General features: G+C 71.0%; 19 protein-coding genes. 9 read left to right on the top strand and 10 right to left on the bottom strand.

Translation table 11 applies throughout. The features are described from left to right. Positions 1 to 9: 9 nt before the first annotated feature. Positions 10 to 888 (bottom strand): 1,4-dihydroxy-2-naphthoate polyprenyltransferase, encoded by an 879-nt coding sequence (locus HKD39_RS04815; protein ID WP_171198679.1) that lies wholly within the window; start codon positions 886 to 888, stop codon positions 10 to 12. 376 nt (positions 889 to 1264) lie between these two features. Then, positions 1265 to 1642, bottom strand: a complete 378-nt coding sequence (locus tag HKD39_RS04820; protein WP_171198680.1) for a YbaN family protein — start codon at positions 1640 to 1642, stop codon at positions 1265 to 1267. Positions 1643 to 1955: 313 nt separating this feature from the next. Between HKD39_RS04820 and HKD39_RS04825 the strand changes: the two genes are divergently transcribed. After that, a complete protein-coding gene (locus HKD39_RS04825; RefSeq protein WP_343074599.1) occupies positions 1956 to 2726 on the top strand; it encodes a putative protein N(5)-glutamine methyltransferase in 771 nt (256 codons plus the stop codon). 53 nt (positions 2727 to 2779) lie between these two features. On the opposite strand, the gene menE is transcribed toward HKD39_RS04825, so the two are convergent. Further along, positions 2780 to 3982, bottom strand: a complete 1203-nt coding sequence (menE, locus tag HKD39_RS04830; RefSeq protein WP_212753973.1) for an o-succinylbenzoate--CoA ligase — start codon at positions 3980 to 3982, stop codon at positions 2780 to 2782. Positions 3983 to 4028: 46 nt separating this feature from the next. Then, entirely contained in the window at positions 4029 to 4964 is a 936-nt protein-coding gene (locus HKD39_RS04835) for a 1,4-dihydroxy-2-naphthoyl-CoA synthase (RefSeq protein WP_171198681.1), read from the bottom strand. Positions 4965 to 5063: 99 nt separating this feature from the next. Here HKD39_RS04835 and recC point away from each other — a divergent pair, with 99 nt between their 5' ends. From recC to recD, 3 genes are read left to right on the top strand one after another with little or no spacing between them, the layout of a single operon-like run. Then, positions 5064 to 8813, top strand: a complete 3750-nt coding sequence (gene recC / locus HKD39_RS04840) for an exodeoxyribonuclease V subunit gamma (RefSeq protein ID WP_171198682.1) — start codon at positions 5064 to 5066, stop codon at positions 8811 to 8813. Between the two features lie 23 nt (positions 8814 to 8836). Then, a complete protein-coding gene (locus HKD39_RS04845) occupies positions 8837 to 12418 on the top strand; it encodes a UvrD-helicase domain-containing protein (RefSeq protein WP_171198971.1) in 3582 nt (1193 codons plus the stop codon). After that, a complete protein-coding gene (gene recD / locus HKD39_RS04850) occupies positions 12418 to 14634 on the top strand; it encodes an exodeoxyribonuclease V subunit alpha (RefSeq protein WP_171198683.1) in 2217 nt (738 codons plus the stop codon). The genes HKD39_RS04845 and recD overlap by 1 nt, the downstream gene beginning before the upstream one ends. A 222-nt stretch (positions 14635 to 14856) precedes the next feature. Here recD and HKD39_RS04855 read toward each other — a convergent pair whose 3' ends face one another. The 4 genes from HKD39_RS04855 to HKD39_RS04870 form a co-directional block, all read right to left on the bottom strand. Then, positions 14857 to 16704: a DUF222 domain-containing protein gene (locus tag HKD39_RS04855; protein WP_171198684.1), complete on the bottom strand. Its 1848-nt coding sequence runs from the start codon at positions 16702 to 16704 to the stop codon at positions 14857 to 14859. 104 nt (positions 16705 to 16808) lie between these two features. Further along, positions 16809 to 17240 (bottom strand): hypothetical protein, encoded by a 432-nt coding sequence (locus HKD39_RS04860; protein WP_171198685.1) that lies wholly within the window; start codon positions 17238 to 17240, stop codon positions 16809 to 16811. A gap of 41 nt (positions 17241 to 17281) precedes the next feature. After that, positions 17282 to 18256, bottom strand: coding sequence for an alpha/beta hydrolase (locus tag HKD39_RS04865; protein WP_171198686.1), 975 nt, complete (start codon positions 18254 to 18256; stop codon positions 17282 to 17284). A gap of 17 nt (positions 18257 to 18273) precedes the next feature. After that, complete coding sequence (locus HKD39_RS04870) at positions 18274 to 19020, bottom strand: class I SAM-dependent DNA methyltransferase (RefSeq protein WP_171198687.1); 747 nt, start codon at positions 19018 to 19020, stop codon at positions 18274 to 18276. Positions 19021 to 19219: 199 nt separating this feature from the next. On the opposite strand from HKD39_RS04870, the gene HKD39_RS04875 reads away from it, so the two are divergent. The 4 genes from HKD39_RS04875 to menD all read left to right on the top strand — a co-directional run bounded on the left by HKD39_RS04875 (position 19220) and on the right by menD (position 23800). Further along, positions 19220 to 20425 carry an RtcB family protein gene (locus HKD39_RS04875; protein WP_171198688.1) on the top strand — a complete coding sequence of 402 codons (1206 nt, stop codon included), beginning with the start codon at positions 19220 to 19222 and terminating at the stop codon, positions 20423 to 20425. Positions 20426 to 20445: 20 nt separating this feature from the next. After that, positions 20446 to 20886 carry a VOC family protein gene (locus tag HKD39_RS04880; protein ID WP_212753975.1) on the top strand — a complete coding sequence of 147 codons (441 nt, stop codon included), beginning with the start codon at positions 20446 to 20448 and terminating at the stop codon, positions 20884 to 20886. Further along, complete coding sequence (locus HKD39_RS04885; RefSeq protein ID WP_171198689.1) at positions 20883 to 21866, top strand: o-succinylbenzoate synthase; 984 nt, start codon at positions 20883 to 20885, stop codon at positions 21864 to 21866. The genes HKD39_RS04880 and HKD39_RS04885 overlap by 4 nt, the downstream gene beginning before the upstream one ends. A gap of 92 nt (positions 21867 to 21958) precedes the next feature. Then, entirely contained in the window at positions 21959 to 23800 is a 1842-nt protein-coding gene (gene menD / locus HKD39_RS04890) for a thiamine pyrophosphate-binding protein (RefSeq protein WP_171198690.1), read from the top strand. 36 nt (positions 23801 to 23836) lie between these two features. Here menD and HKD39_RS04895 read toward each other — a convergent pair whose 3' ends face one another. Next, positions 23837 to 25096 (bottom strand): chorismate-binding protein, encoded by a 1260-nt coding sequence (locus HKD39_RS04895; protein WP_171198691.1) that lies wholly within the window; start codon positions 25094 to 25096, stop codon positions 23837 to 23839. A gap of 34 nt (positions 25097 to 25130) precedes the next feature. Here HKD39_RS04895 and HKD39_RS04900 point away from each other — a divergent pair, with 34 nt between their 5' ends. Beyond that, positions 25131 to 25580 (top strand): DUF3592 domain-containing protein, encoded by a 450-nt coding sequence (locus HKD39_RS04900; RefSeq protein ID WP_171198692.1) that lies wholly within the window; start codon positions 25131 to 25133, stop codon positions 25578 to 25580. Between the two features lie 152 nt (positions 25581 to 25732). Here HKD39_RS04900 and HKD39_RS04905 read toward each other — a convergent pair whose 3' ends face one another. Next, the gene (locus HKD39_RS04905) at positions 25733 to 26626 is read right to left on the bottom strand and encodes an inositol monophosphatase family protein (protein ID WP_171198693.1); all 894 of its coding nucleotides are present in this window, start codon (positions 26624 to 26626) and stop codon (positions 25733 to 25735) included. Positions 26627 to 26672: the final 46 nt, after the last annotated feature.

Genomic DNA, 26672 nt, shown 5'->3' on the forward strand with positions numbered 1-26672 from the left:
CGAGACCACTCAGGTGGCCCGCTCCAACGCCATGCCGACTGCGCACAGCACCGCGTAGCCGAACTCCAGGCGCCCGGTCGCGGCGAGCACCCCGATCAGCTTGGGGCCGCGGGCGCCGTTCCAGACGGCCTTCGCCGGCGGGATGGCCAGCACGATGGACAGCAGGCCGAGCAACACCCACGGCCGCCGCAGCCCGATCACCACAGGCGCCAGCAGCGCGCCGCCCACCATCAGCAGGTAGATGCGCCGGTTCATCTGCTCGCCGAGGATCACCGCGAGGGTGCGCTTGCCGGTCGCCGCATCTGTCGGGACGTCGCGCAGGTTGTTCGCGATCAGCAGCGCGCAGGCCAACAGCCCGATGCCGATGCTCAGCGCCACCGACCCGTACGAGATGCGGCCGGCCTGCACGTAGGTGGTGCCGTTCACCGCGAACAGGCCGAAGAAGACGAAGACGAAAACCTCGCCCCAGCCCGAGTAGCCGTACGGTTTCGGGCCGCCGGTGTAGAACCAGGCCGCGACCACGGCCAGCACGCCGGGAATCACCAGCCACCAACCCGAGGTCGCGGCCAACACCAGCCCGGCCAACCCGGCAACGCCGAAGGCGGCGAACGCGGCGCGCTTGACCACACCCGGTTCGGCGGCGCCGGAGCCGACTAGCCGCATCGGTCCGACCCGGTCGGCGTCGGTGCCGCGGATGCCGTCCGAGTAGTCGTTGGCGTAGTTGACGCCGACCTGCAGCGCCAGGCTCACCACCAGCGCCAGCAGCGCCTTCCACCAGACGAACGAGTTGAGGGCGATGGCGACGCCGGTGCCGGCGATGACCGGTGCGATCGCCGCGGGGAGGGTGCGCGGTCGGGCGGCGGAGATCCAGTCTGCTGCGGTGGCCACAGGGCCCAAGGCTATCGGGCTGACGGTGCGTCACCGCTCCGGCGCTGGTCGGCGGAAAAATCGGCTGCTCGAACTACGTTTGCCCAGGTGAGTTTCGCCGAGGACGCGTCGAGGCGCCGATAATTCTCCTCGCTGCCGGGCGGCGGTCCAACGGCGCCGCCGCCATATTGCCGTGCCGGGCTCCGCGCCGGAGCGCCGTCAGGGGAAAAAATCGCGTCTCGATGGGGTGAAGCAGAATCCGACCTGCGGCGACGCGATTCGAGCAGCCGATTTTTCCGCTCACCCGACGTGCAGTCCCGCTGGTGCTGGCCCGCCGGGCGGCCCTGCAGGGCACGGACAACGCCAGCCGCCGAGCGCGGGCCGGTCGCCGACGCCTTCAGCGGGCCGCGCGGGCCGCCAGCACCGTCTCCCGGGTCGGCACCTTCCAGACGATGTAGGCGACGCCGATCGCGCCGAGCGCCAGCACTGCAATCCGCACCCACCACGAGCCGGTGAGCACCGCGCTGATGGTGCAGGCCAGGCAGATCATGCTGCAGGCAATGATTTTCGCGCGCCGGGGCATGCCGAGTCCGGCACGGAAATCGGTGATCATCCGTCCGACGCCCGGCAGCCGCAGCACCCAGGCCTCCGCCCGGGGGCTGGATCGGGCGAAGCAGTAGGCCGCCAGCACCATCGGCCCGGTGGTGGGAATCACCGGCAAGGCGATGCCGATCAGGCCGAGGCCCACCGCCAGGCAGCCGGCCAGGAACCACATCCAGCGGGTGCTGCGGCGGGCGAGCGGTCGGCCCGGCTCGCCGGCCGCACTCGACTGCGGCGGCGAGGGCGGCGGTTGCTGCGACACCTGCAACCAGACCCCCAACCCATCGGTGCCGGCGCAGCTTGGTCGCCGACGGCAGCTGCGCCCAGCTTAGGCACCCGGACGGCGGGACGGCAGTGCGAGAGGTCCCGGTTCCGGGCCGGCGCACTCTCCGTTCGTCGCACCCGGGTCGGTAGCGGGCGCGCCGGGATCGCTGGCGATCCGACCGCAGGGCCGTTCATCGCCGGCGGGGCGGGGCACACTGTTGTCCGTGTCCGAGACGGCGGCGACGCAAGCAGTGGTGCAGACGCTGCGGGCCGCCGGCTGCGTCTTTGCCGAGGACGAGGCCAGGTTGCTGCGCGAGCAGTTCGCCGGGGCCGAGTTGGAACATGCGGTGCGACGCCGCTGTGCCGGTGAGCCGCTGGAGTATCTGCTGGGCTGGGCCGAGTTCGACGGGTTGCGGGTTGCGGTGCGTCCAGGAGTGTTTGTCCCGCGACGGCGCACCGAGCTGCTGGCTCGGGTCGCCGCACGGCTGCTGCAATCCGGCGACACCGTGCTCGATATGTGTTGCGGCGCAGGCGCTGTGGCCGCCGCGCTCGTCCGGCGGGTGCCCGGACTGCGGGTCGTCGCTGCCGACAGCGATCCGGCGGCCACCGCGTGTGCCGAGCGTAACCTCGCGGGGGCGACGGTCGTCACCGGTAATCTGTTCGCACCGGTACCGGCCGCCCTGCGCGGCCGGATCGCCGTGATCACCGCCAACGCGCCGTACGTGCCGACCGATGCCATCGCGCTGATGCCTGCGGAGGCGCGCGACCACGAGGCGCGCGCCGCGCTGGACGGCGGCCCGGACGGTCTGGAGGTGCACCGCAGGATCGCCGCCGCGGCCCCTGACTGGTTGATGCCTGGCGGTGCGCTGGTGGTCGAATCCAGCAACGCCCAGCAGCGCGCTCACGTCGAACTGTTGCGGCACAACGGGTTTGTGGTCGCAGAGCACCGCGACGACGAGTCCGGTGCGATGGTACTGGCCGGCCGGCTGCCCTGAACCTGTCGCGCCAGCCGGCATCCGCAGCGCAGCGCACGGCGGCATGTGTTGGTTTACGAGGTATCGGGATGGGAGGGTTCGGCCTCGGGCGGGAGCGCCCGCGCGGCCCGGCGCGCCAGCTCGGCAGCGGCCCGCCGGTCGGGTTTGCCTGGGCCGCGCACCGGCAGGCGGGGCACCGCCAGCCAACGGCGCGGACGGTAGTAGCCGGGAAGGGCCGACAGGGCTTGCCGCACCGCGGATTCCGGCAGCTGGGCGCCGGTGTGCAGCGCGGTGACGGCCTCGCCCCATTCGTCGTCGGGGATGCCCACCGCGAGCACCTCGCCGATTCCCGGCACAGCGCCGAGGGCGTGTTCCAGTCGGGCCGGTGCAACCTTCATTCCGCCGGTGACGATCACGTCGTCGGCGCGGCCCAGCACCGTCAGGATGTCACCCTCCAACACCCCAAGGTCGTTGGTGAGAAAGCTGCCCGGCCGGGCGAAAGCCGGATCGTCCGGGCGACCGGCGTAGCCGTTGGCCACCACCGGGCCGGTGAGTCGAATGCGTTGCCCGTCAAGCAGTTCCACCGAAACGCCGTCGAGTGCGACGCCGTTGTAGACGCACCCACCGCAGGTCTCACTCATCCCGTAGGTGAGCATGATCCGCACGCCGGCGTCGGCCGCTGACGCGAGCAGAGCTGGATCGGCTGCGGCACCGCCCAGCAGCACCATGTCGAAATCCCGCAGTGCCGCCACGGCGCTCGCGTCGTCCACCAGCCGGCGCAGTTGGGTAGGCACCAGCGAGACGTACCGTCGGCCGCTGTGCAGCCGCCCGGCACCGGTGACGAAGCTCTGCGCGGTGAACGGTCCCGGCTCGGTGACGGCCACCGGCTGGCCGGAACCCGCTGCCCGCAGCAGCACCTGCAACCCGGCGACGTGCCACGGCGGCAGCGCCAGCAGCCAGCCACCCGCGCCGCCGAGCCTGGCGTGCGTCGCCGCCGCGGACGCCCGCAACGCCGCGGCCGACAGCATCACCTGCTTCGGCTCGCCCGTCGACCCCGACGTCGGCAGCACCACCGCGGGACGCCCGGCGGCCAGGTCACGTTCGTCCAGCCGCACCGGTGTCGGGGCCGGTGCTGACCCCGGTGCCGGTAGCGGCGCAATGGTTTCCGCCCCGTCCAGCACCGCGCGCAGCCGGTCCACCAACGCCTGGCGGGCCGCCGGGTCGTTGACCGCGCTGGTATCGACCCCGGTCACCGTGAGACTGCTGCTGGATGCCACCCATCGACCATACGAGGGCCGAGCGGAGCGCAATGCGCCTGCGGCGTCAGTACGCCCAGGGGAACGGGGAGAAGTCGGGGTCGCGCTTTTCCAAGAAGGCGTCGCGACCCTCAACGGCCTCGTCGGCGGCGTAGGCCAGCCGGGTCGCCTCACCGGCGAAGACCTGCTGGCCGACCATGCCGTCATCGGTCAGGTTGAAGGCGAACTTCAGCATCCGCTGGGCCGTCGGCGATTTGGCGTTGATGGCGGCGGACCATTGCAGCGCAACGTTTTCCAGCTCGGCGTGCGGCACCACCTCGTTGACGGCGCCCATCGCGTGCATCTGCTCGGCGGAGTACTCGCGGCCGAGGAAGAAGATCTCCCTCGCGAACTTCTGGCCGACCATCTTGGCCAGGTAGGCGCTGCCGTAGCCGCCGTCGAACGAGCCGACGTCGGCGTCGGTCTGCTTGAACCAGGCGTGCTCGGCCGAGGCCAGCGTCAGGTCGCACACCACGTGCAGCGAGTGGCCGCCGCCCGCCGCCCAACCCGGCACCACCGCGATCACCACCTTGGGCATCATCCGGATCAGCCGCTGCACCTCGAGAATGTGCAGCCGCCCGGCCCGCGCCGGATCGACGGTCTCCGCGGTGTCTCCCTCGGCGTACTGATAGCCGGAGCGGCCGCGAATGCGCTGGTCGCCGCCGGAGCAGAAGGCCCAGCCACCGTCCTTTGGCGATGGACCGTTGCCGGTCAGCAGCACGCAGCCGACGTCCGAGGTCATCCTGGCGTGATCGAGTGCCGTGTACAGCTCGTCGACCGTCTTCGGCCGGAACGCGTTGCGCACCTCGGGCCGGTTGAACGCGATCCGCACCGTCGGCAGGTCGCCGGTGCTGCCGTCCCGGCGCTCGCCGACCTGGCGGTGGTACGTGATGTCGGTGAAGTCCGCGAAACCCGGGCCCTCAACCTCGCGCCAGCGGGACGGGTCGAAGAGCTCGCTCACCATGCCCGCAGGATATCGCCGAGCTGGGCCGCTCCGCGGCGGGTGGTTTGTACTTTCGGCGGTTGGGCTGCGTGTCGGAGGCCGCCCGTAGGCTGCATGGTCGTGCCGGTCTACCTTCATCGCGCGCAGCGCAGCGATGCGCTGGTGCGTGCCTTGGGGGAGTTGCTGGCCGACCCGCTGCCCGACCCGATGGTGACGGAGATCGTGGCCGTGCCTGCCCGCGGCATCGAGCGCTGGTTGGCGCAGCGACTGTCGCACCGGCTGGGCACCGATCCCGCGGTCGGCGACGGGGTGTGCGCCAACGTCGACTTCTCCTCGCCGTCGTCGTTGGTGCGCGGGGTGATCAGCAGGGTCAGCGGGGTGGAGCCGGACGCCGACCCGTGGCGGCCCGCCGCGCTGGTCTGGCATGTGCTGGCGGAGATCGACCGGATCGTCGCAGACGACCCGACCTCGCCGCTGGCCGTGCATCTGGGGGCCGGCGCAGTGGCACAACCACAGACGACCAGCGGCCCCTCCGGCAAACCGACCGGCCCAGTTGCCGGCAACGCGGAGCTGCTCGGCCAACTGCGTCGCGGCCGCCGGTTCGCCGTCGCCCAGCGCACCGCCGCGCTGCTGGATGCCTATGCCACCGACCGGCCGCAGCTACTGATCGACTGGGCGGCCGGCAACAACACCGACGGGGCCGGAAAACCCCTTGCGCCGCAACGGCAATGGCAGGCGGAGCTGCTCCGCCGGGTACGTGAGAGCATGCCGCTGCCGTCACCGGCCGAGCGGCTGCAGCAGGTGGACGAGCGGCTGCGCTCCGACCCGCGGGCCGTCGAGCTGCCGCAGCGGCTGTCCATCTTCGGGGCTACCCGGATGTCCACCGCCGAGCTCACCGTGCTGGCGGCACTGGCCGCCCACCGCGACGTTCACCTGTGGATCCCGCAGCCCTCGCCGGCCGGCTGGCAGCGCTGGCAACCGCGGTTGACGGAGCAACTGCCCAGGCGCTCGGACGATCCGCTGGCCGGCGAGCCGCGGCATCCGCTGCTGCGTTCACTCGGCCGCGACAGCAGGGAGTTCCAGCAACGGCTGGCCGTGATCGGCGCACCGGCCGCCGACACCGCTGTCGCATCGGCGCCTGGTCCTGGGTTGCTCGGCGCGCTGCAGGCGGACATCGCGGCCGACACCGCCCCGCCCGGTGCACCGGTGGGAACCGAAGCCGACCCGCGCCGCATTCTCGATCCCGACGACCGCAGCATCCAGGTGCACGCCTGCCACGGCAAGGCCAGGCAGGTCGAGGTGCTCAGGGATGTGCTGGTCGGGTTGCTCGCCGACGATCCGACGCTGCAGCCCCGCGACATCGTGGTGATGTGCCCAGACATTGAAAGCTATGCGCCACTGGTACTTGCGGCGTTCGGTGTTGGCACCGCCGACGACCTGACCGCCGCCGGCGCAGAGCAGCGGCCGAGCCATCCAGGCACTGGCATCAGGGTGCGGCTGGCCGACCGGGCGCTGCGCCAGACCAACCCGGTGCTGGACGTGCTGGATCGGTTGCTGGAGCTGGCCGATTCCAGGATGACGGCCTCCGAAGTGCTCGACTTCGCCGCGCTCGGCCCGGTGAGCAGGCGGTTCGGTTTCGACGCTGATGCGCTCGACCGGCTCAGGGACTGGGTGGTGGAGTCCGGCGTGCGGTGGGGCTTGAACGCCACCGGGCGCGAGTCGTACGGTCTCGGGCAGCTGCGGCAGAACACCTGGCGGGCCGGGTTGGACCGGATCCTGTTGGGCGTCACCATGTCTGACGAGAACTCCGAGTATCTCGGGCTGGCGGCGCCGCTAGACGACGTTGAGTCCTCCGACATCGACCTGGCCGGACGGCTCGCCGAGCTGGTGGACCGGCTGGCATTGGCGGCTCGGCAGCTCACCGGCGCGCATCCGTTGCGGCACTGGGTATCCAGCTTGGGAACAGCGCTGCGTGGGCTGGCCAAGGTGCCGGATGCCGACGGCTGGCAGCTGGAGCAGGCGTTGCAGCTGCTCACCGACACCGCGGCGGAGGCCCATGCCGTGCCCGGTGGCGCCGACCCTGAACTCCGGCTCAGTGATGTCAGGGCGATGCTCGCCGACACCCTGCGCGGGCGCCCCACCCGAGCCAACTTCCGCACCGGAGAACTCACCATCTGCTCGATGGTGCCGATGCGGTCGGTGCCGCACCGGGTGGTGTGCCTGCTGGGTCTGGACGACGGAGAGTTCCCGCGCGCCAACCAGATCGACGGCGACGACGTGCTCGCGGTCGACCCGGTGGTCGGCGAACGGGACCGCAGCAGTGAAGATCGGCAACTGCTGCTGGACGCCATCGACGCCGCCACCGAACACCTGGTGCTGCTCTACTCCGGTGCCGACGAGCGCACCGGCGCCATTCGTCCGCCGGCCGCCGCCCTCGGCGAGATCCTCGATGTGGTCGACCGCACCGCGGTCGGTGCCGACGGGCGTCCGGCAACCGATCAGGTCGTCGTCCGACATCCCTTGCAGCCCTTCGATTCCCGCAACTTTCTTGCGGACGCTCTTGGATCACCGCAGCCGTTCAGCTTCGACCGTGCCGCGTTGGCCGGGGCGCGGGCCGTGGCCCGCCGTACCCAACCAGCCGGCACCCAACCAGCCGGTACCCAACCTGCCGGTGCCCAATCTGCCGGTGCCCAACCTGCCGGTGCCCAATCTGCCGGTGCCCAACCTGCCGGTGCCCAACCCGCCCATACCGAGCCCGGCGGCACCCGATCAAACCCCGACGGCACCTCCGAGCCTGCCGAACAGCTGGACGGCGGCGGCGACATCGCTGTGCTGACAAGCGGTCTGCTGCCGCCGGCACCGCCGGCGCCGCTGGAGTTGGCCGACCTGGTGCGGTTCTTCGACCATCCGGTGAAGGCGCTGCTGCGGGACCGGCTCGGCATCACCGGCGGCTTCGATGACCCCGACGTCGACGACGAGCTTGCCGTTGCCGTCGACGGTCTGCAGCGGTGGCAGATCGGCGACCGCTTCCTGCGCGGGCTGCGCGAGGGCATCCCGCTGGTTCAGCTGCAACAGGCCGAGTACCGCAGAGGGTCCCTGCCGCCGGGCGCCGCCGGCGCACAGGTGCTGCAACGGGTCAGCCGCACCGCCGCCGCCATCGCTGAGCATGCGGAACGGCTGCGCGGTCAGACCAGCGGTCTTTCGGCTGCCCAGCAAGACATCTCGGTGCGCTTGCCGGACGGACGGCTGTTGATCGGTACCGTCGGGCCGGTGATCACCACCGCCACCACCGGCACGCTGCTCTCCGAATCCTTCTCCAAGCTGTCCGCCCGCAGCAGGATGCGGTCGTGGATCACCTTGCTCGCCGCGGCCGCATCATCCGATCCGACCGATGTCGGTGCGGGACAACGGCAATGGCGGGCCGTCACCGTTGGTGGCCGTGGCGCCGGATCCGCCGCCGCAGAGCTCACCGCACCGCCCGGCGAACGGGCAAGGGAACTGCTCGGCGAGCTGGTAGGCATCCGCGACCGCGGGTTGCGCGGGCCGCTGCCGCTGACTCCGCAGGTAGGCAGCGAATACGCCCGGTTGCGACGGCTGCGACAGATGTCGGTGGAACGCGTCTGCGAGCGGATCAACCAGATCTGGAAGGATGACTTCGACGGCGCTGGACAGGCTGCCCACCAACGGATCTGGGGGTCACGTCCGTGGTCGGAGATCGTTCAGCAGCTCGGCCCGTCCACCCTCACCAACGCCGCCAACACGACTAACGCCGCCAACGCCGACGACTCGAGCGATGCCGAACCCCTGTTGGTCGGCGACGCCGCGGTGCGCAGCTACCGGCCGCTGCTGGACGCCGAGGAGCTGAGCTGATGCCCCGGTCGAACCCGCAAGGTATGTCGCAGCGCCAGGATGTGCTGTCCGAAACCTTCTCCGTCACCGACCCGTTGCCGGCCGACCGCACCACAACGGTGCTGGAGGCCAGCGCCGGCACCGGCAAGACGTACACCATCGCCTCGCTGACGGTGCGCTACCTGGCCGAAGGGATGGCCAGCCTGCCCGACATGATGCTGGTGACATTCGGCCGGATGGCCAGCCAGGAACTGCGCGACCGGGTGCGGGCCCGTATCGCCGAGGTGGAGCAGGCGCTGGCGCATCCGCGGGCCGCAGCCACCAGCTCCGACCCGGTGGTGGCGCTGCTGGCCGGCGAGGCCGACCAGATCGAGCTCCGGCGGGCCCGGCTGGCCGGGGCGCTTGCCTCATTCGACGAAGCCACCATCGCCACCACCCATTCGTTCTGCCAACGGATGCTCGGCCGCCTCGGGATCGCCGCCGACACCGAGCCGGGCGCCGCGCTGGCCGAGGGTGGGCTGGAGCTGTTGAACCAGGTGGCGCGGGACGTCTACCTCGCCCGCTATGCGGACGAGCAGGCACCGCCGCTCAGCCTTGACGACGCACAGCGAATCGCCGTCGACGCAGTGGGTTTGCCGCGAGCGGTGCTGCAGCCGGTGGACGCCGACCCGCGGTCGGAGGCCGGCCACCGCGTCGCCTTCGCCCGCGCCGTCCGCGAGGCCTTCGACCTGCGCAAGCGCCGGGCCGGGGTGCTCGACTTCGACGATCTGCAGCTACGGCTGGCCCAGGCGCTCACCGACCCCACCACCGGCGAGATCGCCCGGCAGAGCCTGCAATCGGCGTACCGAGTAGTGCTGATCGACGAGTTCCAGGACACCGACCCGGTGCAGTGGGAGATCCTGCGGGCCGCCTTCCACGGCGCTTGCACGCTGGTGCTGATCGGAGACCCCAAGCAGGCGATCTACGCTTTCCGCGGCGCCGACGTATTCACCTACCTGGCGGCCTCCCAGGCCGCCGACCGGCACGCCACCCTCGGCACCAACTGGCGCAGCGACCGACCGCTGGTCGACGCGCTCGACTCGCTGTGGGGTGGGAAAGCGCTGGGCGACAACAGGATCACTGTTCGTGGCGTACAGGCGCACCACCAACAGCAGCGGATCTCGGTACCGGGCGAACCCGCCGTCATCCGGCTGCGGCAGCTGCGCAGGCACCAGGTTCCACAGACCTCCTCGGGCCTGGCGGCAACGGGTGAGGCGCGCGCCGCGGTGGTGGCTGACCTCGCGGTCGAGGTTGTGCAGCTGCTGCAGTCCGGCGCCACCATCACCGAGCAGGGCGCCGACGGCCCTGCGCGGCGCCCGCTGTCGCCGTCAGACATCGCGGTGTTGGTGCACACCAACAAGCAGGGCACCATGGTGCGGGATGCGTTGCGCAAGGTCGGCGTTCCCGTTGTCCTGACGGCCACCTCCAGCGTGTTCGCCACCGATGCGGCCCAGCAGTGGCTCACCCTGCTGACCGCGCTGGAGTCTCCGAACCGGAGCGGGCTGGCCAGGGCCGCAGCGCTCACCCCTTTCGTGGGCTGGACGCCGGAGCGGCTGGCCACGGCCGACGACGCCGAACTGGGGGAGCTGGGCGATCAGATTCGCGACTGGGCCCGTCGGTTCGCCGCCGGCGGCATGGCCGAACTGCTGGAAACCGTTACGGTGCAAGGTGATCTGGCCGCGCGGCTGCTGGCCCGTGACGACGGCGAACGGTTGCTCACCGATCTGCGGCACGTCGCCGACGCGCTGCACGCCCAGGCCAGGCAGGAGCATCTCGGCGCGGCCGCCATCACCGAACGGCTGCGCCGCCGTATCGAGCAGGCCACCAGCCGCGAGGCAACGGACGAGCTCAGCCGCAGGCTGGCCGCCGAACACGCCGCCGTACAGGTGATCACCGTGCACCGCAGCAAGGGCCTCGAATTCGGGGCGGTGTTCGTGCCGTTCGCCTGGGACAAGCACGTGCAAGACACACCGGACCCGTTGCGGCTGCACGATTCCGCTGGCCAACAGCTGCTCGATGTCGGCGGCCCGGACGGCTCCGGCTACCGCGACAGACGCGAAACGCACCTGGCCGAGGATCTCGGTGAAGACCTTCGGGTGATGTACGTGGCGTTCACCCGGGCCCGCAGCCTGCTGGTGCTGTGGTGGGCGCCCACCCACAACAGCAGGTACGCGCCGCTGTCCCGGTTGCTGCTGGCACCGGATCGGACGGCCACCGCACTGCCCAACAAGATTGAGATCGGCAGTGACGACGCGGTTTCCGAACGGTTCGCCGAGCTGTCCGCCGGCACCGCCGGATTGTCCGTCGAACCCGCCGAGCCGCGTCGTTCGGCCCGCTACGTCCCGGCCGTCGAGAGCAACGCGGAGCTCGCCGCCCGCAGCTTCACCAGAGACCTGGACAGGACCTTCCACCGCACCTCGTACTCGCGGCTCACCAAGGACGCGCACGACGAACTGCTCGCCGTTGCCGCCCTTGCCGGCAACTCCGGCGCCGGCGACGACGCTGCCGATGGGGCCGAGGCAGTCGCCGCGGTTGCCGGTTCCGGCATTATCGCCTCGACCAGCGAGCCGGAATCCGCTGGGGTGCAGGACGAACCGCTGGCGGCGGTGCCGCTGGGCACGGTGACGCTAACCGGCAACGCTGCCGCGGCGCCCGGGGGTACCGCCGACCCGGCCGAGGCCGATCCGGTCGCGGCACAGCTGAAGGCGGTGCTCTCCCCGATGCGCGACCTGCCGGGCGGCACCGGGTTCGGCACCGTTGTGCACGAGATTCTCGAGTACCTGGACACCGCCAGCACCGACCTGGCTGCCGAGGTGCGCAGCCACGTCGACAAAGCCCTTGCCTGGCAAGGAGATCAGCCCGACCTTGATCCGCAGTTGTTGACGGCGGCGCTCACCGCGGTGTTCGCGACCCCGCTCGGCCCGCTGGCCGCCGGACGCACCCTTGCCGACTTCGCACCGGCCGACCGGCTCGCCGAGCTGGAGTTCGAGCTGCCGCTGGCGGGCGGCGACGTGGCCGACGATGGCGTCAGCGCCAGCACGCTCGGCGCCATCGCCGACGCGTTGGCTGCCACCCTGCCCGGCGGCGATCCGCTGGCCGAGTACCCACAGCTGTTGCGGGACAACGTGATCGCCGAACAGCAGCTCCGCGGGTACCTCACCGGCAGCATCGACGCGGTGTTTCGGCTACCGGACGCGCCGGCGGCGGCGACGGCCGGCCGGGAGCCCGCCGACGCGGCCGAGCGCTACCTGGTGGTGGACTACAAGACCAACCGGCTCGGCGACTATGTGCAGCCGCTCAGCGCCTGGGACTACCGGCCGGAGGCGATGGCCCAGGCGATGATGGGCAGCCACTACCCGTTGCAGGCGCTGCTGTACCAGGTGGCGCTGCACCGTTATCTGCGCTGGCGGATCCCCGGCTACCGGCCACAGACCCACTTGGGGGGAGTGCTGTACCTGTTCGTCCGCGGGATGAGCGGACCGGACACCCCCGCGGTCGGCGGCATTCCCTGCGGCGTGTTCAGCTGGCAGCCGCCCGCCGAGCTGGTGCTGCTGACCTCCGACATTCTCGCCGGGAGGGAACCGTGATGACGGCGCACAGCACGGCGGCGGCAGCCGCCGATCGGCCCGGCGAGGCTGCCAGGGACCTGGTCGACCCGGACGGACGCGATCAGGCCAAGGCCTTCACCGGTCTGCTCGCCGACTTCAATAAAGCAGAGGTGCTGTCGGCGGCCGATCTGCACGTCGCCCGCCAACTCGGATCGCTTGGCGGAGAACGCGATCCGCGGGTGCTGCTGGCGGTGGCACTCACCGTCCGCGCGGTCCGCACCGGTTCGGTGTGCCTCGACCTGCGCACCGTCAGAGACAGCGTGCTTGGCGCCGTGAGCGACGCGGCCGGGGCGGCCGACGCCAGCGGCGAACCCACCACCACCACCGACCCTGCACGCATCGCTGAGGACGAGGAGCTGGCACGGTTGGCGGCCAAGGCGGCGTTGGACTGGCCGGAACCCGCTGACTGGATCGCGGCGTGCCTGGCCAGCCCCTTGGTGGCCGACCAGTCTCTGCCCGACGACACGGCGCTGCCCGGCGACCCGGCGCTGCCCGGCGACCCGGCGCTGCCCGGCGGCACGGCGGCGTCATCCTCCGCCGTCCATGAGATGCCAGGCACCGCAACACCACTGCGCTACGACGGTGGATTGCTGTACCTGGACAGGTACTGGCGGCAAGAACGCCAGGTCGCCGGCGAACTGGACGAACGCTCGGCGATCGCGGTCCGCGCCGGTACCGACGTCGAGGTGCTGGCCGCGGCCATCGACCGGCTGATCGACGGGGCGCACAGCAGCCGGCAGCGGATCGCCGCCGCGATGGCGGCAGGTCGTCGACTCTCGGTGATCGCGGGCGGCCCCGGTACCGGCAAGACCACCACCGTCGCCCAGCTGCTGGCGGCGCTGGCGGCCGGGGCGGCGCGGCCACCGAAAGTGGCGTTGGCCGCGCCGACCGGGAAGGCGGCGGCCCGGCTGGGCCAGGCCGTGCGCGAACAGGTGGAGCGGTTCCCGGCCGCCGACCGCGACCGGCTGGGCGCCCTCAGCGCCGCGACCCTGCACCGGCTGTTGGGCTGGAAACCCGGCTCCAGCATGCGCTTCTGGCAGGACCGGCACCATCGACTGCCGCACGACGTCGTGGTGGTGGACGAGACCTCGATGGTGTCCCTCACCATGATGGCTCGACTGCTGGAGGCGCTGCGTCCGGACGCGCACCTGGTGCTGGTCGGCGACCCTGACCAGCTGGCGTCGGTGGAGGCCGGGGCGGTGCTCGGCGACATCGTGGCGCGCGCCGCCAGACCGGATCGGGCGCACCCCCCGGCGTCGCCGCAACCGGCGACCGCACCCGACGAGAACGTGCCTGCCGCACTGAGTTTCGTGCAACAGCTGGTGCCCGAGGACGTGGCCGCGCTGGATGCCACCGCGCGCGCCGAGCTCGCCGGCGGCGTCACCAGGCTGGTGCATCGGTTCCGGTTCGGCGGTGCCATCGCCGAGCTGGCCGATGCGGTCCGCACCGGCGACGCCGACCGCGCACTCGACCTGCTGGCAACGCCACCCGATCGGCAGGGGCCGGAGTCGACGGTGGAATTCGTTGCGGCCGAGGCGGTCCGGGACAGCCCAGCGCTGGCCGGCTTGCGGGAGCAGGCTGTCGGCGCCGCCCGGGACATCGCCGCCGCGGCGCTGGCCGGTGACGCCGCGCAGGCACTGCACGCCATGGACCAGCACCGGCTGCTGTGCGCCCACCGCGCCGGGCCGTTCGGCGCCGGCTACTGGGCAGCGACGGTGTCCGGGTGGATCAGCGATGATCTGCGCAAGCGCCCGCTCCCCGGTCAGGTGGCCGAGCACGCCGGCCGCGGGCTGTGGGTGCCGGGCCGGCCGCTGATGATCACCGAGAACGACCGCGACCTCGAGCTGTACAACGGCGACACCGGCGTGGTGATCGTCGACCCGGCGCCGGATGCCCGCCCCGGCTCGGTGCTCGCCGCTTTCGGCGACCCGCAGGCACCGACGCTGGTGCGCCCCGGCCGGCTCGGGGGCGTGCAACAGGTGTACGCCATGACGGTGCACAAGAGTCAGGGCAGCCAGTTCCGCGCGGTGACGATCATCTTGCCGCCCAGCGCTTCTCCGCTGCTCACCCGGGAGCTGCTCTACACCGCGGCCACGCGCGCCAGCAAACAGGTGCGCATCATCGGCACCGAATCGGCGGTCAGGGCCGCGATCTCCCGGCCGGTGCTGCGCGCCTCCGGCCTGCGTTCGCGCTGACCGCGACAACGTGCCGGCAGCGCTCGTCGGGCGCTAGCTGTTGCGGGTCATGACGTTGGTGACGGTGGGGTGAGGGAGGGTAGGTCGCCGGCAGCGCCGGTCGGGGCCAGCAGTGCTTGCCGAGTTGATCGAACCTGCGAACTCGGGCAGTCCTTGATGCTGTTGGTGTTTCGTCGACGTTGGCGGTGCGGGCTTAGATCGGTGTGGTGATGGCTGGCAGTCCTAGTGGGTCGCTTCGGTTGGTGCGGTAGCGGTGTCCGGTGGGTGTGGTGATGGTGAATGAGTCGCCGGTGGTGCGGAGTTTCCAGCCGGGGATCTCCTTGGCGTAGTTGCCGGAGGCGCATAGGCCTTGGCCGTTGGGCAGTGTGGTGTCGCCGCCGACCGCGTATGGCCTGATGTGGTCGGCGTGCCGGGTCGGTGCGCTGCAGAACGGTTGGGTGCAGTGCGGGTCGCGTGCCAGCAGCAGTTGCCGCAGCACCCGGTGAACTCGCGTCGGCGTGGGTCGATGTTGGTGGGTATCCCGGTGACGGGGTGGACCAGCAGTCGTTGCAGCCAGACCCTTGCGCGTTTCGGATTGAGGACGGCTCGGTTTGGCCGACGCGCTGGGGCGAGGGTGGCCTTGTTGGCCTCATCGATGGTGTTGTGGTGTTCGGCGGCCTCATTGCTGGTGGTGTTGTGGTGTTTGTCGGGGTCTTCGCTGGTGGTGTTGCGGTGTGCGGCGGCCTGATCTGGGAGCCGGCCAGCAGGCTCGGCGGGACTGCCCCGCAGGCGGCCGCTGACGATCAGGCCACCATCGGATACCGGGTCAGCGCTGTCGCCAAGCGCGCGGCCGGCAGTTGAGCGTTGTTCGCAGAGCAGCTCTGATGACGGGCTCGGCTCGCCCGACCAGCCTGGCAAAGCGGGCTCGCCGGGCAGGGCTGACTTGGGGATTGGGTCGGCTGTCCGATGTGGTGGTGCTACCTCGCTGAGCGGATCTGGCGGTGCTGGTTCGGGCCGGGTGAGCGGTTCACCCGCGGCCAGCGCACGGCCGAGCTCGGCGGGGATCGGGCCGTAGCCGGCCAGTATCGCGGGCTCGTTGCTGTTGGCCAGCAACGTGTCCGCAGAGATCGTCATGTTCACCAGGATCGGTGGGGGCGCCGGGTGGGGCACCAGGCCGGCGCTTTCCGTATCCGGGGTTGTTGGGTCGGAAGGCGATGACGGCACCGGATGCGTTGCGGGGTCGGCAGATTCTGCGCCTAACGCGTTTGTTGCCGGCGGTGCAGCGCCGCGCGGATCAGCTGAGCGCGGATCAGCTGAGTGCGGGTCGGCTGGGCTCAGTCGGTGAATCAGCGCGTCGGCGCGGAGTTGGTCGAGGGTGCGCTGGTCGCCGATCGTTTTGGTGTTCTTGGCGGCGTTGGTGAGCGTGGTGTAGATCGCGACGCCCTGTTCGACCGGGAGTAGGGCGGACACCATGGCCATCGCGTCGGGCAGGGGACGCAGGGTGACCCGGCGTTCGGACTCGGCGTGGGCGCGCTTGTCGATCGAGCCGTGTGGGTCGATGGTGTACACCGCCTTGCGGACGGCCCGTTCGGTGTCGGCTGGGCTCCAGCCGCACACCCGTTCCGACATGCCGGTGTCGAGCAGCCGCGCCTGATCGTCGTCGAGGTGGCGCGACTCGCGGCAGACGATCTGGCATTGCGTCCACGACACCCGTCCCGCGCGCAGTTGGGCGAACAGTATCGGCCAGCGCGTCGACAGTGATCGGGCGACACCGAGTTGACGAGCGCTTCCGGCGGGTGACATGCGCCGGGCAAAGCCGATCTGCTCGGCGGCGCCGCGCCCTACCTCGCGCGGGCGCACGCCGGCGGCCCGTTGCCGAGCCCGTTCCGCGCGTTCGAACGCGAGCGACTGGGCCGCGATCATCCCTGCGGCGGCGCCGCACAGTTGTTCCAACGCTGCGATGCGGTCGATGCCCGCCGCCGCATCGCGGACAGCGTCGCCGGAGTCGAGTGCCACGATGACCTCTTCGCACAACCGGCGCAGCGGATCGGCCGACCCGGCCGGCCCGTCACCACTGACGACTGTGCTCATCTATCAATACTAGTACGCCCGTTCGGCACTACGCAACAGCCAATCCGAACTTTTTCGAATCAATGTTCGAGCAGCGGTCGGCACGACGTGGACGCCTGCTGAGGTCACTTGGTCCACCTTGGGGTGACTCGGTCCACGCATCGGAAGCCGAGTTCAACCACGCGCTCAGCGTCCGGAAGATGTCGCCCTGTCCGGCGCCACTGATTCCGCGACCGCGGACGCTCCGACAGTCGCGAACGCTCCAACAGTGCCGCCGCCGCGACCCCGGCCAAAGCCAGCCCGAGAAAGGCGAGGGAGCACAGCGGTGCGAGCGGGTAGTGCTCCGGCTGCGCGGTGATCAGCGCGCCGGCGACGGCCGGCCCGATCGCGTTGCCGAGGTTCAGCATCGAGATGTTGACGCCGGATGCCAGCGTCGGCGCATCGCCGGCCAACGCGAACACCCTGCCGCTCAGCGCAGCGGAGATCGAGAATGCCGCCACCCCAAAGAGAAACACGATCGCCGCAATCACCACCGCCGACCGGTGGATCGCCAGCATCAACACCACCACGCCCGCGGCCGTCGCCAGCTGGTCGGGCGTTAGCCGCGCGCCGGCGGCTCGTCGCGGTCGGCTCCGGACTCTGCAGGAAGGTGCTCATCCATCCACCGCACCAGGTCGTCCATCACTTCGTCGCGATTGGTCTCGTTGAGCATCTCGTGCCGACCGCCCGGCCAGAGCTTCAGCGAAACGTCCCTGACGCCGGCGCGCGCCAGCTGGTCAGCTACCTGCCGCACACCCTTGGAGTTGCCACCGACCGGGTCGAGCGAACCCGAAACCACGTAGATGGGCAGGCTTTTCGGAATCTTCGCCACCTGAGCATCGTCGTTCACCGCGGCCAGCCCGCCGAGCAGATCGGCGTAGAAGCCGGCGGTGAAGATGCCACCGGCGTCGGGGTCGGCGATGTAGGCGTCGACCTCGGCAGGGTCACGCGTGAGCCAGTCGAACTCGGTGCGGTTGGGTTTGAATGCCTTGTTGTATTGGCCGAACGAGAGAGCGTTCATCAACTTGCTCGGGTGGCGGCGGCCGCGCAGCCGGGCCTGCACGCTCGCGATGAATCGGCCCACCTTGCCCAACAATCCCGGCGAAGCGGCGGTACCGGAAAGCACCAACGCGTCGAGTTTGTCGCCGTTGGCGATGGCGTAGCCGCGGCTCAGAAACGACCCCATGCTGTGGCCGAACAGAATGAACGGCAGGCCGGGGTGGTCGGCGCGGGCTCGCTCACCCACCAGGCCAAGGTCAGCCACCACCGTCGCGAATCCGTCCCGGTCGGTGAAGTACCCCTTGTCCGCCTGCGATTGCGCGGTCTTGCCGTGCCCGCGATGGTCGCTGGCGTACACCGCGTAACCCGTGCCGGTGAGCCGGTCGGCGAAGCGCTGATACCTGCCGGAGTGTTCGGCCATGCCGTGCGCAATCTGCACCACCGCCTTGGGTTTGCCGTCCGGCAGCCAGCGGTTCACGTGCAGCTGGGTGCCGTCGGGGGTGTCGATGACGAAGCTCTCCGGCTTGGCGCTCATCGGCCCATGGTGGCCGCTCAGCCTGGTTTACGCCAGACCGACACGTGACTGGTGCTCTCGTGCTCGAACGGCACGCCGGAAAAGTCCGCGTACCGCTCGGCCGGCTCCAGCCCAGCGATCCTGGCCATCAGGTCCAGCTCCGACGGGAAGACGTAGCGGTGCAGCGAGTCGAACCAGCGCGCCCCCTGATCGGTTACCTGCACGTGGTGCGAGGTGCAGCGCTGCGTCACGGTGTCGTAGCTGTCCACCCCGGCGGCGCCGGTGCCGTCGCCGCCGGAGGAGAGGTAGAACGGAATCAGTGACTGCCCGGGCGGCAGCCGCCGCAACTCCGGCACGAACGTCTCGATCACGAATCGCCCGCCGGGACGCAGGTGCCTTGCGGCGTTGACAAAGCAGTCGACCTGAGCGTCCTGGGTGAGCAGGTTGCTGATGGTGTTGAACACCAGGTACACCAGCGTGAACTCGCCTGGCACCCGCACGGTGGACATGTCGCCGACAGTCACCGCGATGTCGGCGGCCTCCGGCTTGCCACGGAGCGCCGCCACCATCGGCTCTGACAGTTCGATGCCGCTGACCTCGATGCCCTTGCCGTGCAAGGGAATCGCGACCCTTCCGGTACCGATCGCGAACTCGAGCACCGGGCCGCCATCCGCCCGGTCGGCCAGGAACTCCACCGCAGGGTCCAGCACCGCAGGTTCGAACATGGCCGCGGACGACTCGTCGTAACGCCGAGCCGTTTCGCTGTCCCACACCAGTGATCGCATGCCCGCCACCCTGCGGGTTGCTGCTGCCGGCCGCAACCACATTTCACTGCGCTGTCCGCCTGTGGATCGATAATCGCTGTGCCGAACGGAGTTTCGCGCCTAGTGTCGCTGGGCGGCGCTCGCCGACCAGATCGATGGTCCGGCGGCCGCCGCTACTCGGCCGCCGACCGGCGGCGAGCCTCGGAGGGAGGACGACATCATGCAGTGGATCACCGCCAAGCTGGCAAGCTGGGCCTCGGTGCTTGACGACAAGACGCGGGAGCAGGCGCTGATGACGTCCGAACTGGACATCGTGCAGCCCTACCTGGCGCTGATGCCAGATGCGCACCTCGGCAAGGGGGCGACCGTCGGATCGGTGATCCCGACCCGCGAGGCGATCATTCCGGCGGCCGTCGGCGTCGACATCGGCTGCGGTATGCGTGCGGTGCGGACCGAGCTGAGCAAGGCCGATGTGCTGCGGCAGGCGGAGTCTCGGGGTGGCCTGCGTGAGTTGCGGCAGTCGATCGAGCGGGGTATTCCGCTGTCTGCGGGACACCACAACCGCCGGGTCGAGCCGACGGCCGAGCCTCGGATCGCCGAGCTGGAGGCATTGGCCGATCGGCTCGGAGTTGCCGAGAGCGTGCCGGCCAGGAGCAAGAACTGGCGGCTGCATTTGGGATCGCTCGGATCGGGCAACCACTTCATCGAGGTGAGTGTCGACCAGGCCGACCGGGTGTGGCTGTTCCTGCACTCAGGGTCGAGGGGCGTCGGCAACCGCATCGCGCAGCACCACATCGGTGTCGCCCGGCGGCTGGCCGCCGAGCGCGGGCTGACGCTGCCCGACCCGGATCTGGCCTACCTGACCGAGGGCACCGACGAGTTCGCCGGCTACCTGGCCGAGCTCACCTGGGCACAGCACTTCGCCGCCCTGAACCGCGACGAGATGATGGCAAGGGTGCGCTCCAGCCTGCGGCACTTCATGCAGATGGACGAGCTGGCCGTAACGGCCGACATCGGTTGCCACCACAACTATTCGGTGCGGGAGACCCACCGGGTGGATGGTGTCGACACCGAGCTGTGGATCTCCCGCAAGGGCGCGATCAACGCCGAGGCCGGTACCCCCGGCCTGATCCCCGGCTCGATGGGCACCGCGTCGTATGTGGTGCGCGGCAAGGGGAACGAGCCGGCGCTCAAGTCAGCGCCGCACGGCGCTGGGCGGCAGTACTCTCGCAGCCGGGCCCGCAAGACGTTCAGCGGGGACGATCTGCGGGCGGCCATGGTCGGTATCGAGTATCGGGACACCGACGCGTTCGTCGACGAGATCCCCGCCGCCTACAAGGACATCGACACGGTGATGTCCGACGCCGCCGAGCTGGTCAGCATCGAGCACACGCTGCACCAGCTGGTGAACGTCAAGGGCGATTGACCGGCCGGTACCGTCGGGGTGTGGACGCACCACGCAACCCCGGCGGTGCCGGCGCCGGGCCTGGCATCGATCTGATCACGCTGATCGTCACCGACTACGACGAGGCGATCCGCTTCTATACCGAGGTACTCGGGTTTGCACTGGCCGATGACCGTCCGGCGACCACCACCGACGGCCGGCCGAAGCGCTGGGTGGTGCTGCGCCCGCCGCGCGGCGGCGCCGGTCTGCTGCTGGCCAAGGCCGACGGGCCGGACCAACAGCAAGCGGTGGGCCGTCAGTTCGCCGGCCGGGTCGGGCTGTTCCTGCGGGTGCCCGACTTCGACGCGGCATACCGGAGACTGCTGGACAACGCCGTGCCGATAGTCCGGCCGCCGCGCGATGAGCCCTACGGCTGGGTCGCGGTGTTCGCCGATATCGCCGGCAACCACTGGGATCTGCTTGGACCGGCGGGTCCGGCATGAAACCGACAACGGCCGACATTCTCAGCACCGCAGCGGTTTTCGCCGTTCCGCTGCGCGATCGGTTCCGCGGAGTGACACGTCGGGACGGTGTTCTGCTGCGCGGGCCGGCGGGTTGGTCGGAGTTCGCCCCGTTCGACAACTACACCGACGCGCAGTGCGTGACGTGGTTGCAGGCCGCGCTGGATTCCGCGGTGCGGCCATGGCCGGATCCGGTACGGGCCGTCGTTGCGGTGAATGCCACCGTGCCGGCCGTCGGGCCGCAGCGAGCGCAGCAGATCGTCAGAGCGGCCGGCTGCCACACCGTCAAGGTCAAGGTGGCCGGCGCCGGCACCACCCCGGACGCCGATGTGGAGCGGGTCGCCGCTGTCCGGGAGGCGCTCGGGCCGGTGGGCAACATCAGAGTGGACGCCAACGCGATGTGGACCGTGCCGGAAGCGCTGCGCGAGTTGCCGAGGCTGCGGGCGGCCGCCGGCGACCTTGAGTACGTCGAACAACCCTGCGCGAGCATCGACGAACTCGCCGAGGTACAGCGCCGGCAACCGGTTCCGGTGGCGGCGGACGAATCCATCCGGCTGGCCGCCGACCCGCTGCAGGTGGCGCGGCGGCGGGCGGCGTCCGTCGCGGTGCTCAAGGTCCCCCCGCTGGGCGGGGTAGGGGCCACCCTCGACATCGCCAGGCAGATTCGCGACGAGGCCGGCATGGCGGTGGTCATCTCGTCGGCGGTGGACACCTCGGTGGGCTTGGCCGCCGGGATCGCCGCCGCCGCGGCGCTGCCGGAGCTGCCGTACGCCTGTGGCTTGGGTACCGGCGCCATGCTCACCGCGGACGTCACCGCCGAGCCGCTGGTGGCGCGCGGTGGCGAGCTCACGCCGGGACGCGTCCGGGTGGATCCGGCTCTGCTGCAACACGTTCAGGCAGACCGGGCGACGACGGCGCACTGGCTGCAACGGCTGCACCGGGTGGCCGCGCTGCTGCCCTGACGGGCGATCAACGCTGGCGAGGCGCTCATTCAGGGTGGCACTACACCGGCCCGGCGGCGGCCGCGCACCTGCCGCCCGGCAGACTGAAGGACGTGCCACCACCCCCGTCCGTCGCGTTGGCGACCGCCCTGGTCGATGCCGCGATCGCCGGCGGGGTGACCGACGCGGTGCTCGCACCCGGATCGCGCAACGCCCCGCTGTCGATGGCCCTGTTCGACGCCGACGCCTCCGGACGCCTGCGGCTGCACGTGCGGGTGGACGAGCGCTCGGCGGGTTTTGTCGCGCTGGGGCTGGCCCGGGCCAGTGGACGTCCGGCACTGGTGTGCACCACTTCGGGGACGGCGGTCGGCAACCTCGTCCCTGCGGTGCTGGAGGCGCACCACGGCGGCGTGCCGATGCTGGTGCTGACCGCCGATCGGCCACCTGAGCTGCGTGCGCTCGGCGCCAACCAGGTGATCGACCAGCAGCAAGTGTTCCAGCCGGCACTGCGCTTCTTCGCCGAACTCGACACCCCGACCGGCAGCGGTGACAATCCGGACCGCTGGCGGGAGATGATCCGGCAGGCGCTTCGCGCCGCCACCGGGGCGCCCGCATCGCCGCCAGGACCTGCCCAGCTGAACGTGCCGCTCAAAGAACCGTTGCTGCCCAACGACAATGACCCGCTCGGCACGTGGCCCGCCCATGCTGCAACGGCCGCAGCCGAGATCACAGTCGAGAACACAGCCGAGACCGCACCCGAGACCGCTGCCGGTGCGCCGGCGCTCGCCGGGCCGGGATCAACCGCGAGCGGCGCGGCCCCGGCGAACGACGTCATCGAGGTGAGCAACCCGGACGAGAAGGTGTTGTTCGTCGCCGACCTGACGCACCCGGCAGCCGCCGCGGTCGCGGCCGCCGGGCATCCGGTGATCAGCGAGGCCGGGGGAGCCGCCGGCAGCCGCGTGCTCGGCGCCGGAGTGTGGTTGCTGGACAACGGAATCGGCTTCCCGACGCGTGAACCAGCCACCGAACCAGTCGCCGAAGCGGACGCCGAAGCCGCCGCCGACGCAGCGGAGGAAGATGCTGCCGCGCAACCGTCACCCTGGTCCGCCTGTGCGCCCGATCGGGTGGTGGTGCTCGGCCGGCCCACCCTGTACCGATCGGTGACCAGGTTGCTGGCGGCCGCTCCCACCGTCGACGTCGTCGGCCCGGTGGGGCCGGTCGCCGACCCGACCGGCAGGGCCCGCCGCGTCGCGCCCGGCCTCGGCCCGATCACCCATCCGGCGCCGGCTGCCTTCCGGCTGGCCTGGGCGCGAGCCGACCAGTTGGCCGGCAGCGCGGTGCAGAACCGGTTGCGGGGCACGGATATCGCACACTCGCCCGCGCTGGCCGCGGCCGTGCTGCAGGCGCTTGCCGACCCGGCGACGCTGGTGCTCGGGTCGTCACAGGTGCCCCGCGACGTCGGGCGGTTCGCCGCGCCCCGGGACGGTGTCCGGATCATCGCCAACCGCGGCGTTGCCGGCATCGACGGCATCGTCAGCACCGCGGTCGGCGCCGCGCTCGCCGGCGCCGGTCGCACCGCGGCGCTGCTCGGCGACCTCACCTTCGTGCACGATCTGAACGGCCTGGTGATCGGCCCGCACGAGCCGGTTCCCGACCTCACGCTGGTGGTGTCCAACAACGACGGCGGCGCCATTTTCGGCACCCTGGAGCCGGGAGATCCGTTGCACGCCAGGGCGTTCGAGCGAGTGTTCGGAACTCCGCACGGCGTTGATCTTGCCGCTGCCTGCCAGGCTGTCGGCGCCGATCACGTGCTGGTGACCGACGCAGGTCAACTGCGCGCCGAGCTGCAGGTCTGGTCGGGGATCAGGGTGCTCGAGGTACCGACGGTGCGCAGCGAGCTGCGGGGCTGGCTCGCCGCCGCCGGGGCCGACGTCGCCGCCGCGCTGGCGCGGTAACCGGCCGGAGCCGGGTGGGACGCGGGTTGCCAGAAGTCAGCCGGTGAGGGCGTGCCGGATCGCCAGCATCTTGACCGCCGCCTCGCTGGCTTCCACCTCGGGGTCGGAACCGGCCACGATGCCGCCGCCGGCGTGCAGCACGGCCGTGTTGCCGTCGATCTCCGCACAGCGCAGGGCCAGCGCGAACTCGCCGTCTCCGGTTCCGTCCTGCCAACCGACCGCCCCGGCGTAGCGCCCGCGCGGTTCGGGCTCGAGCTCCGCGATCGCTTGCAACGCAACGTCTTCCGGGGTGCCGCCGACGGCCGCCGTCGGATGCAGACTGGCGGCAAGTGCCAGCGCGGTCGGCGCCGGTTCACTCAGCATGCCGTGCAGATCGGTCGCCAGGTGCACAAGATCGGCCAGTTGCAGGGCGCTGGGTTCCTCCGGCACCGTCAGCAACCGGCAGTACGGCTGCAGGGCCCGCTGCGCCGATTCGACAGCCCAGTGGTGCTCCGCGTGTTCCTTGGCCGAGGCCTGCAGCCGGGCCACCGCAGCGGCGTCGGCGTCGGCGCCCGCTGCGCCGGCCGGCCCGGACCCGGTGCGCCACGCGGTGCCGGCCAGTACTCGGGAGAACACCTCGGACCCGTTGCGCCGCACCAGCAGTTCCGGGCTCGCCCCGACCAGGCCGGCGACACTGTAGGTGTACGACGACGGGTTACGGGCGGCCAGCCGCCCCAGCAGGAAACGTTCGTCGATCGGACGCTCGGTGTGTGCCACCGCGGTGCGGCTGAGCACGGCCTTGACCAGCTCGCCGTTGGCGATGCGGCGGGACAACTCGACCACACCCGCGCGGTAGGCGGCCACGGACGCGGCATCGTCGGCAAATCGGACGGCGCCCGGTGCGCCGACCGGTTCGGACGCGTGCTGGCCGTCCGGCTCCACCTGCCCGGCACCGAACAACCGGTGTTCGGTCCACGGGTGGCCGGTGGTGTTGATGCCGCCGCGCTGCCACCAGCGCAACGGCACCACCGCGACTGATTCGTCGGCCGCTGAGAAGCCGAGCGACACGAACATCAGCGGCCGGCCGAACCAGCCGGCAGTGAGATCGCTGAACCAGCGCTGAATGTCGGCGGCAGCGTCCGCGCCGGTGGTGACGAATCGGGCGAACTCGCCCTCGGCGACAATCCCGTCACCCTTGTGCAGAAAACTCAGCGTCTTTGTCGGGTGGGTGAGCAACTCGATCAGGTCACTCGGCGGCTCGGCCAGCGTCCTGGACACCACCCCGCGTGCGGGGTCGGCGGCCGGGGTGAGCGTCACAAAGACGAAGCGTAGCTGCCTAGGATCAGCGGTCGTGAGTGCCGTTCGGCTGTCCAGGGTGCATCGGTGGATGCGGCTGGTGACACTGCTGATCGCCGGCGCGCTGACGGTGATGCTGCTGGCGCTGGTGGTGGCGATGGTGGTGAACGACCGCGAGATCACCTCGCACCGGGCCAGGGCCGCGGCCACCGTGCTGTCGGTGACGCCGCTGCGGACCGGCATCGAGTTCGTCGACGCCGCCGGTGTCACCGTGCGGCCGGCCGGCGGGGTGCTGTACCCCGGGCTGCTCCGGGTGGGGCAGGAGTTCTTGGTCGAGTACAACACCCAGAATCCGCAGCAGGTGCGGGTGGTCGGACGCAGCGCCGTGAACGGTCTGGTGATGATCGGCGGCGCGCTCGCCCTTGTGTGGCTGGTGGCCGGCGGCCTGTGGTGGTGGCTCTCGCGGGCGGCGCCGCGGATCCGGCTGCGCGGGAGCATCGGTTGAGACCAGCCGTTAAATGCGACCGATGTCGCCGATCCGGGTCCAGTGGGGCTGAAAGCCCGCACGACGCCGTGGAGAACTGCAGGCGACCCGGATTGACGACATCGGCGGCGGGAGAGACGGCGGGAGAGGCGGCCGGAGAGGCGGAGGGCAAGTCAGCCGCGGCCAACCAGTTCGAGCACGGCCGGTGCCAGCGACGCGTTCGCCACCACCAAACCCTCCAGCGGCAGCGGGGTGGGCGAGCCGTCCAGACTGCCGATCCACATTCCCGCCTCGGCCGCGAGCGCCAGTGCCCCGGCCACGTCCCACACCTCGTACTCGTGCAGCACCGCAGCGGCGGCGCGGCCGAGCGCCACCTGGGTCACCGCCAGCGCCGACGAGCCCAGCACCCGCACCCCGACCCGCTCGCCGCGGCAGTGCTGCATCAACGCAGACACCGACCCCCACACCGCAGGTGACGACACCTCCGTGCACAGCAAGGTGCCGGACAGCGGGGGCTGATCGCCGGCCGGCGCGGTGGTCGAGGGCTCAACCACCCGCCCGTTGGCGCGCAGTCCGCGACCGCGGGCGGCGGCATAGATCTGGGCCTGGTACGGGTCGGCGATCACCCCCACCAGTGGGCCGCGGGCGTCCACCAGCGCCAGCGAATAGCCGCACCACGGCAACCCGGCGACGTAGTTGGCGGTGCCGTCCACCGGGTCGACAACCCAGAGCAGCTCGGCGGCGCCGTCGGAGCCAGGCATCGGCATCGGCCCGAAGCCGTCCGGCCCGCCGTACTCCTCGCCGAGCACTGGAACGCCGGGGAACTCGCCGGTGAGCACCCTGCGGGTGTGCCGCTCCAGAGTGCGGTCGGTGTCGGTCACCCAGTCGTACGGCGAGGTCTTGGTGTGCGGGTCGGCGCCGCGGCCGGCCGTCGCGGTGATCACCTCGGCGGCGTCGTTGGCCAGTCGCCCGGCTACTTCCAGCGCGCGGGACAACAACGCGGCCGAACCGGCCGCGCTCCCCGAGGCCGCGCCGGGGGTAGGCCGACGCTCAGCGGTGGCTGGCATGTCCGCCAGATTCCGCCCGGTGGGTGACGGGCTTGCCACGGCATCG

This window comes from Nakamurella aerolata (assembly GCF_013002705.1).
GTDB classification, from domain to species: Bacteria; Actinomycetota; Actinomycetes; order Mycobacteriales; family Nakamurellaceae; genus Nakamurella; species Nakamurella aerolata.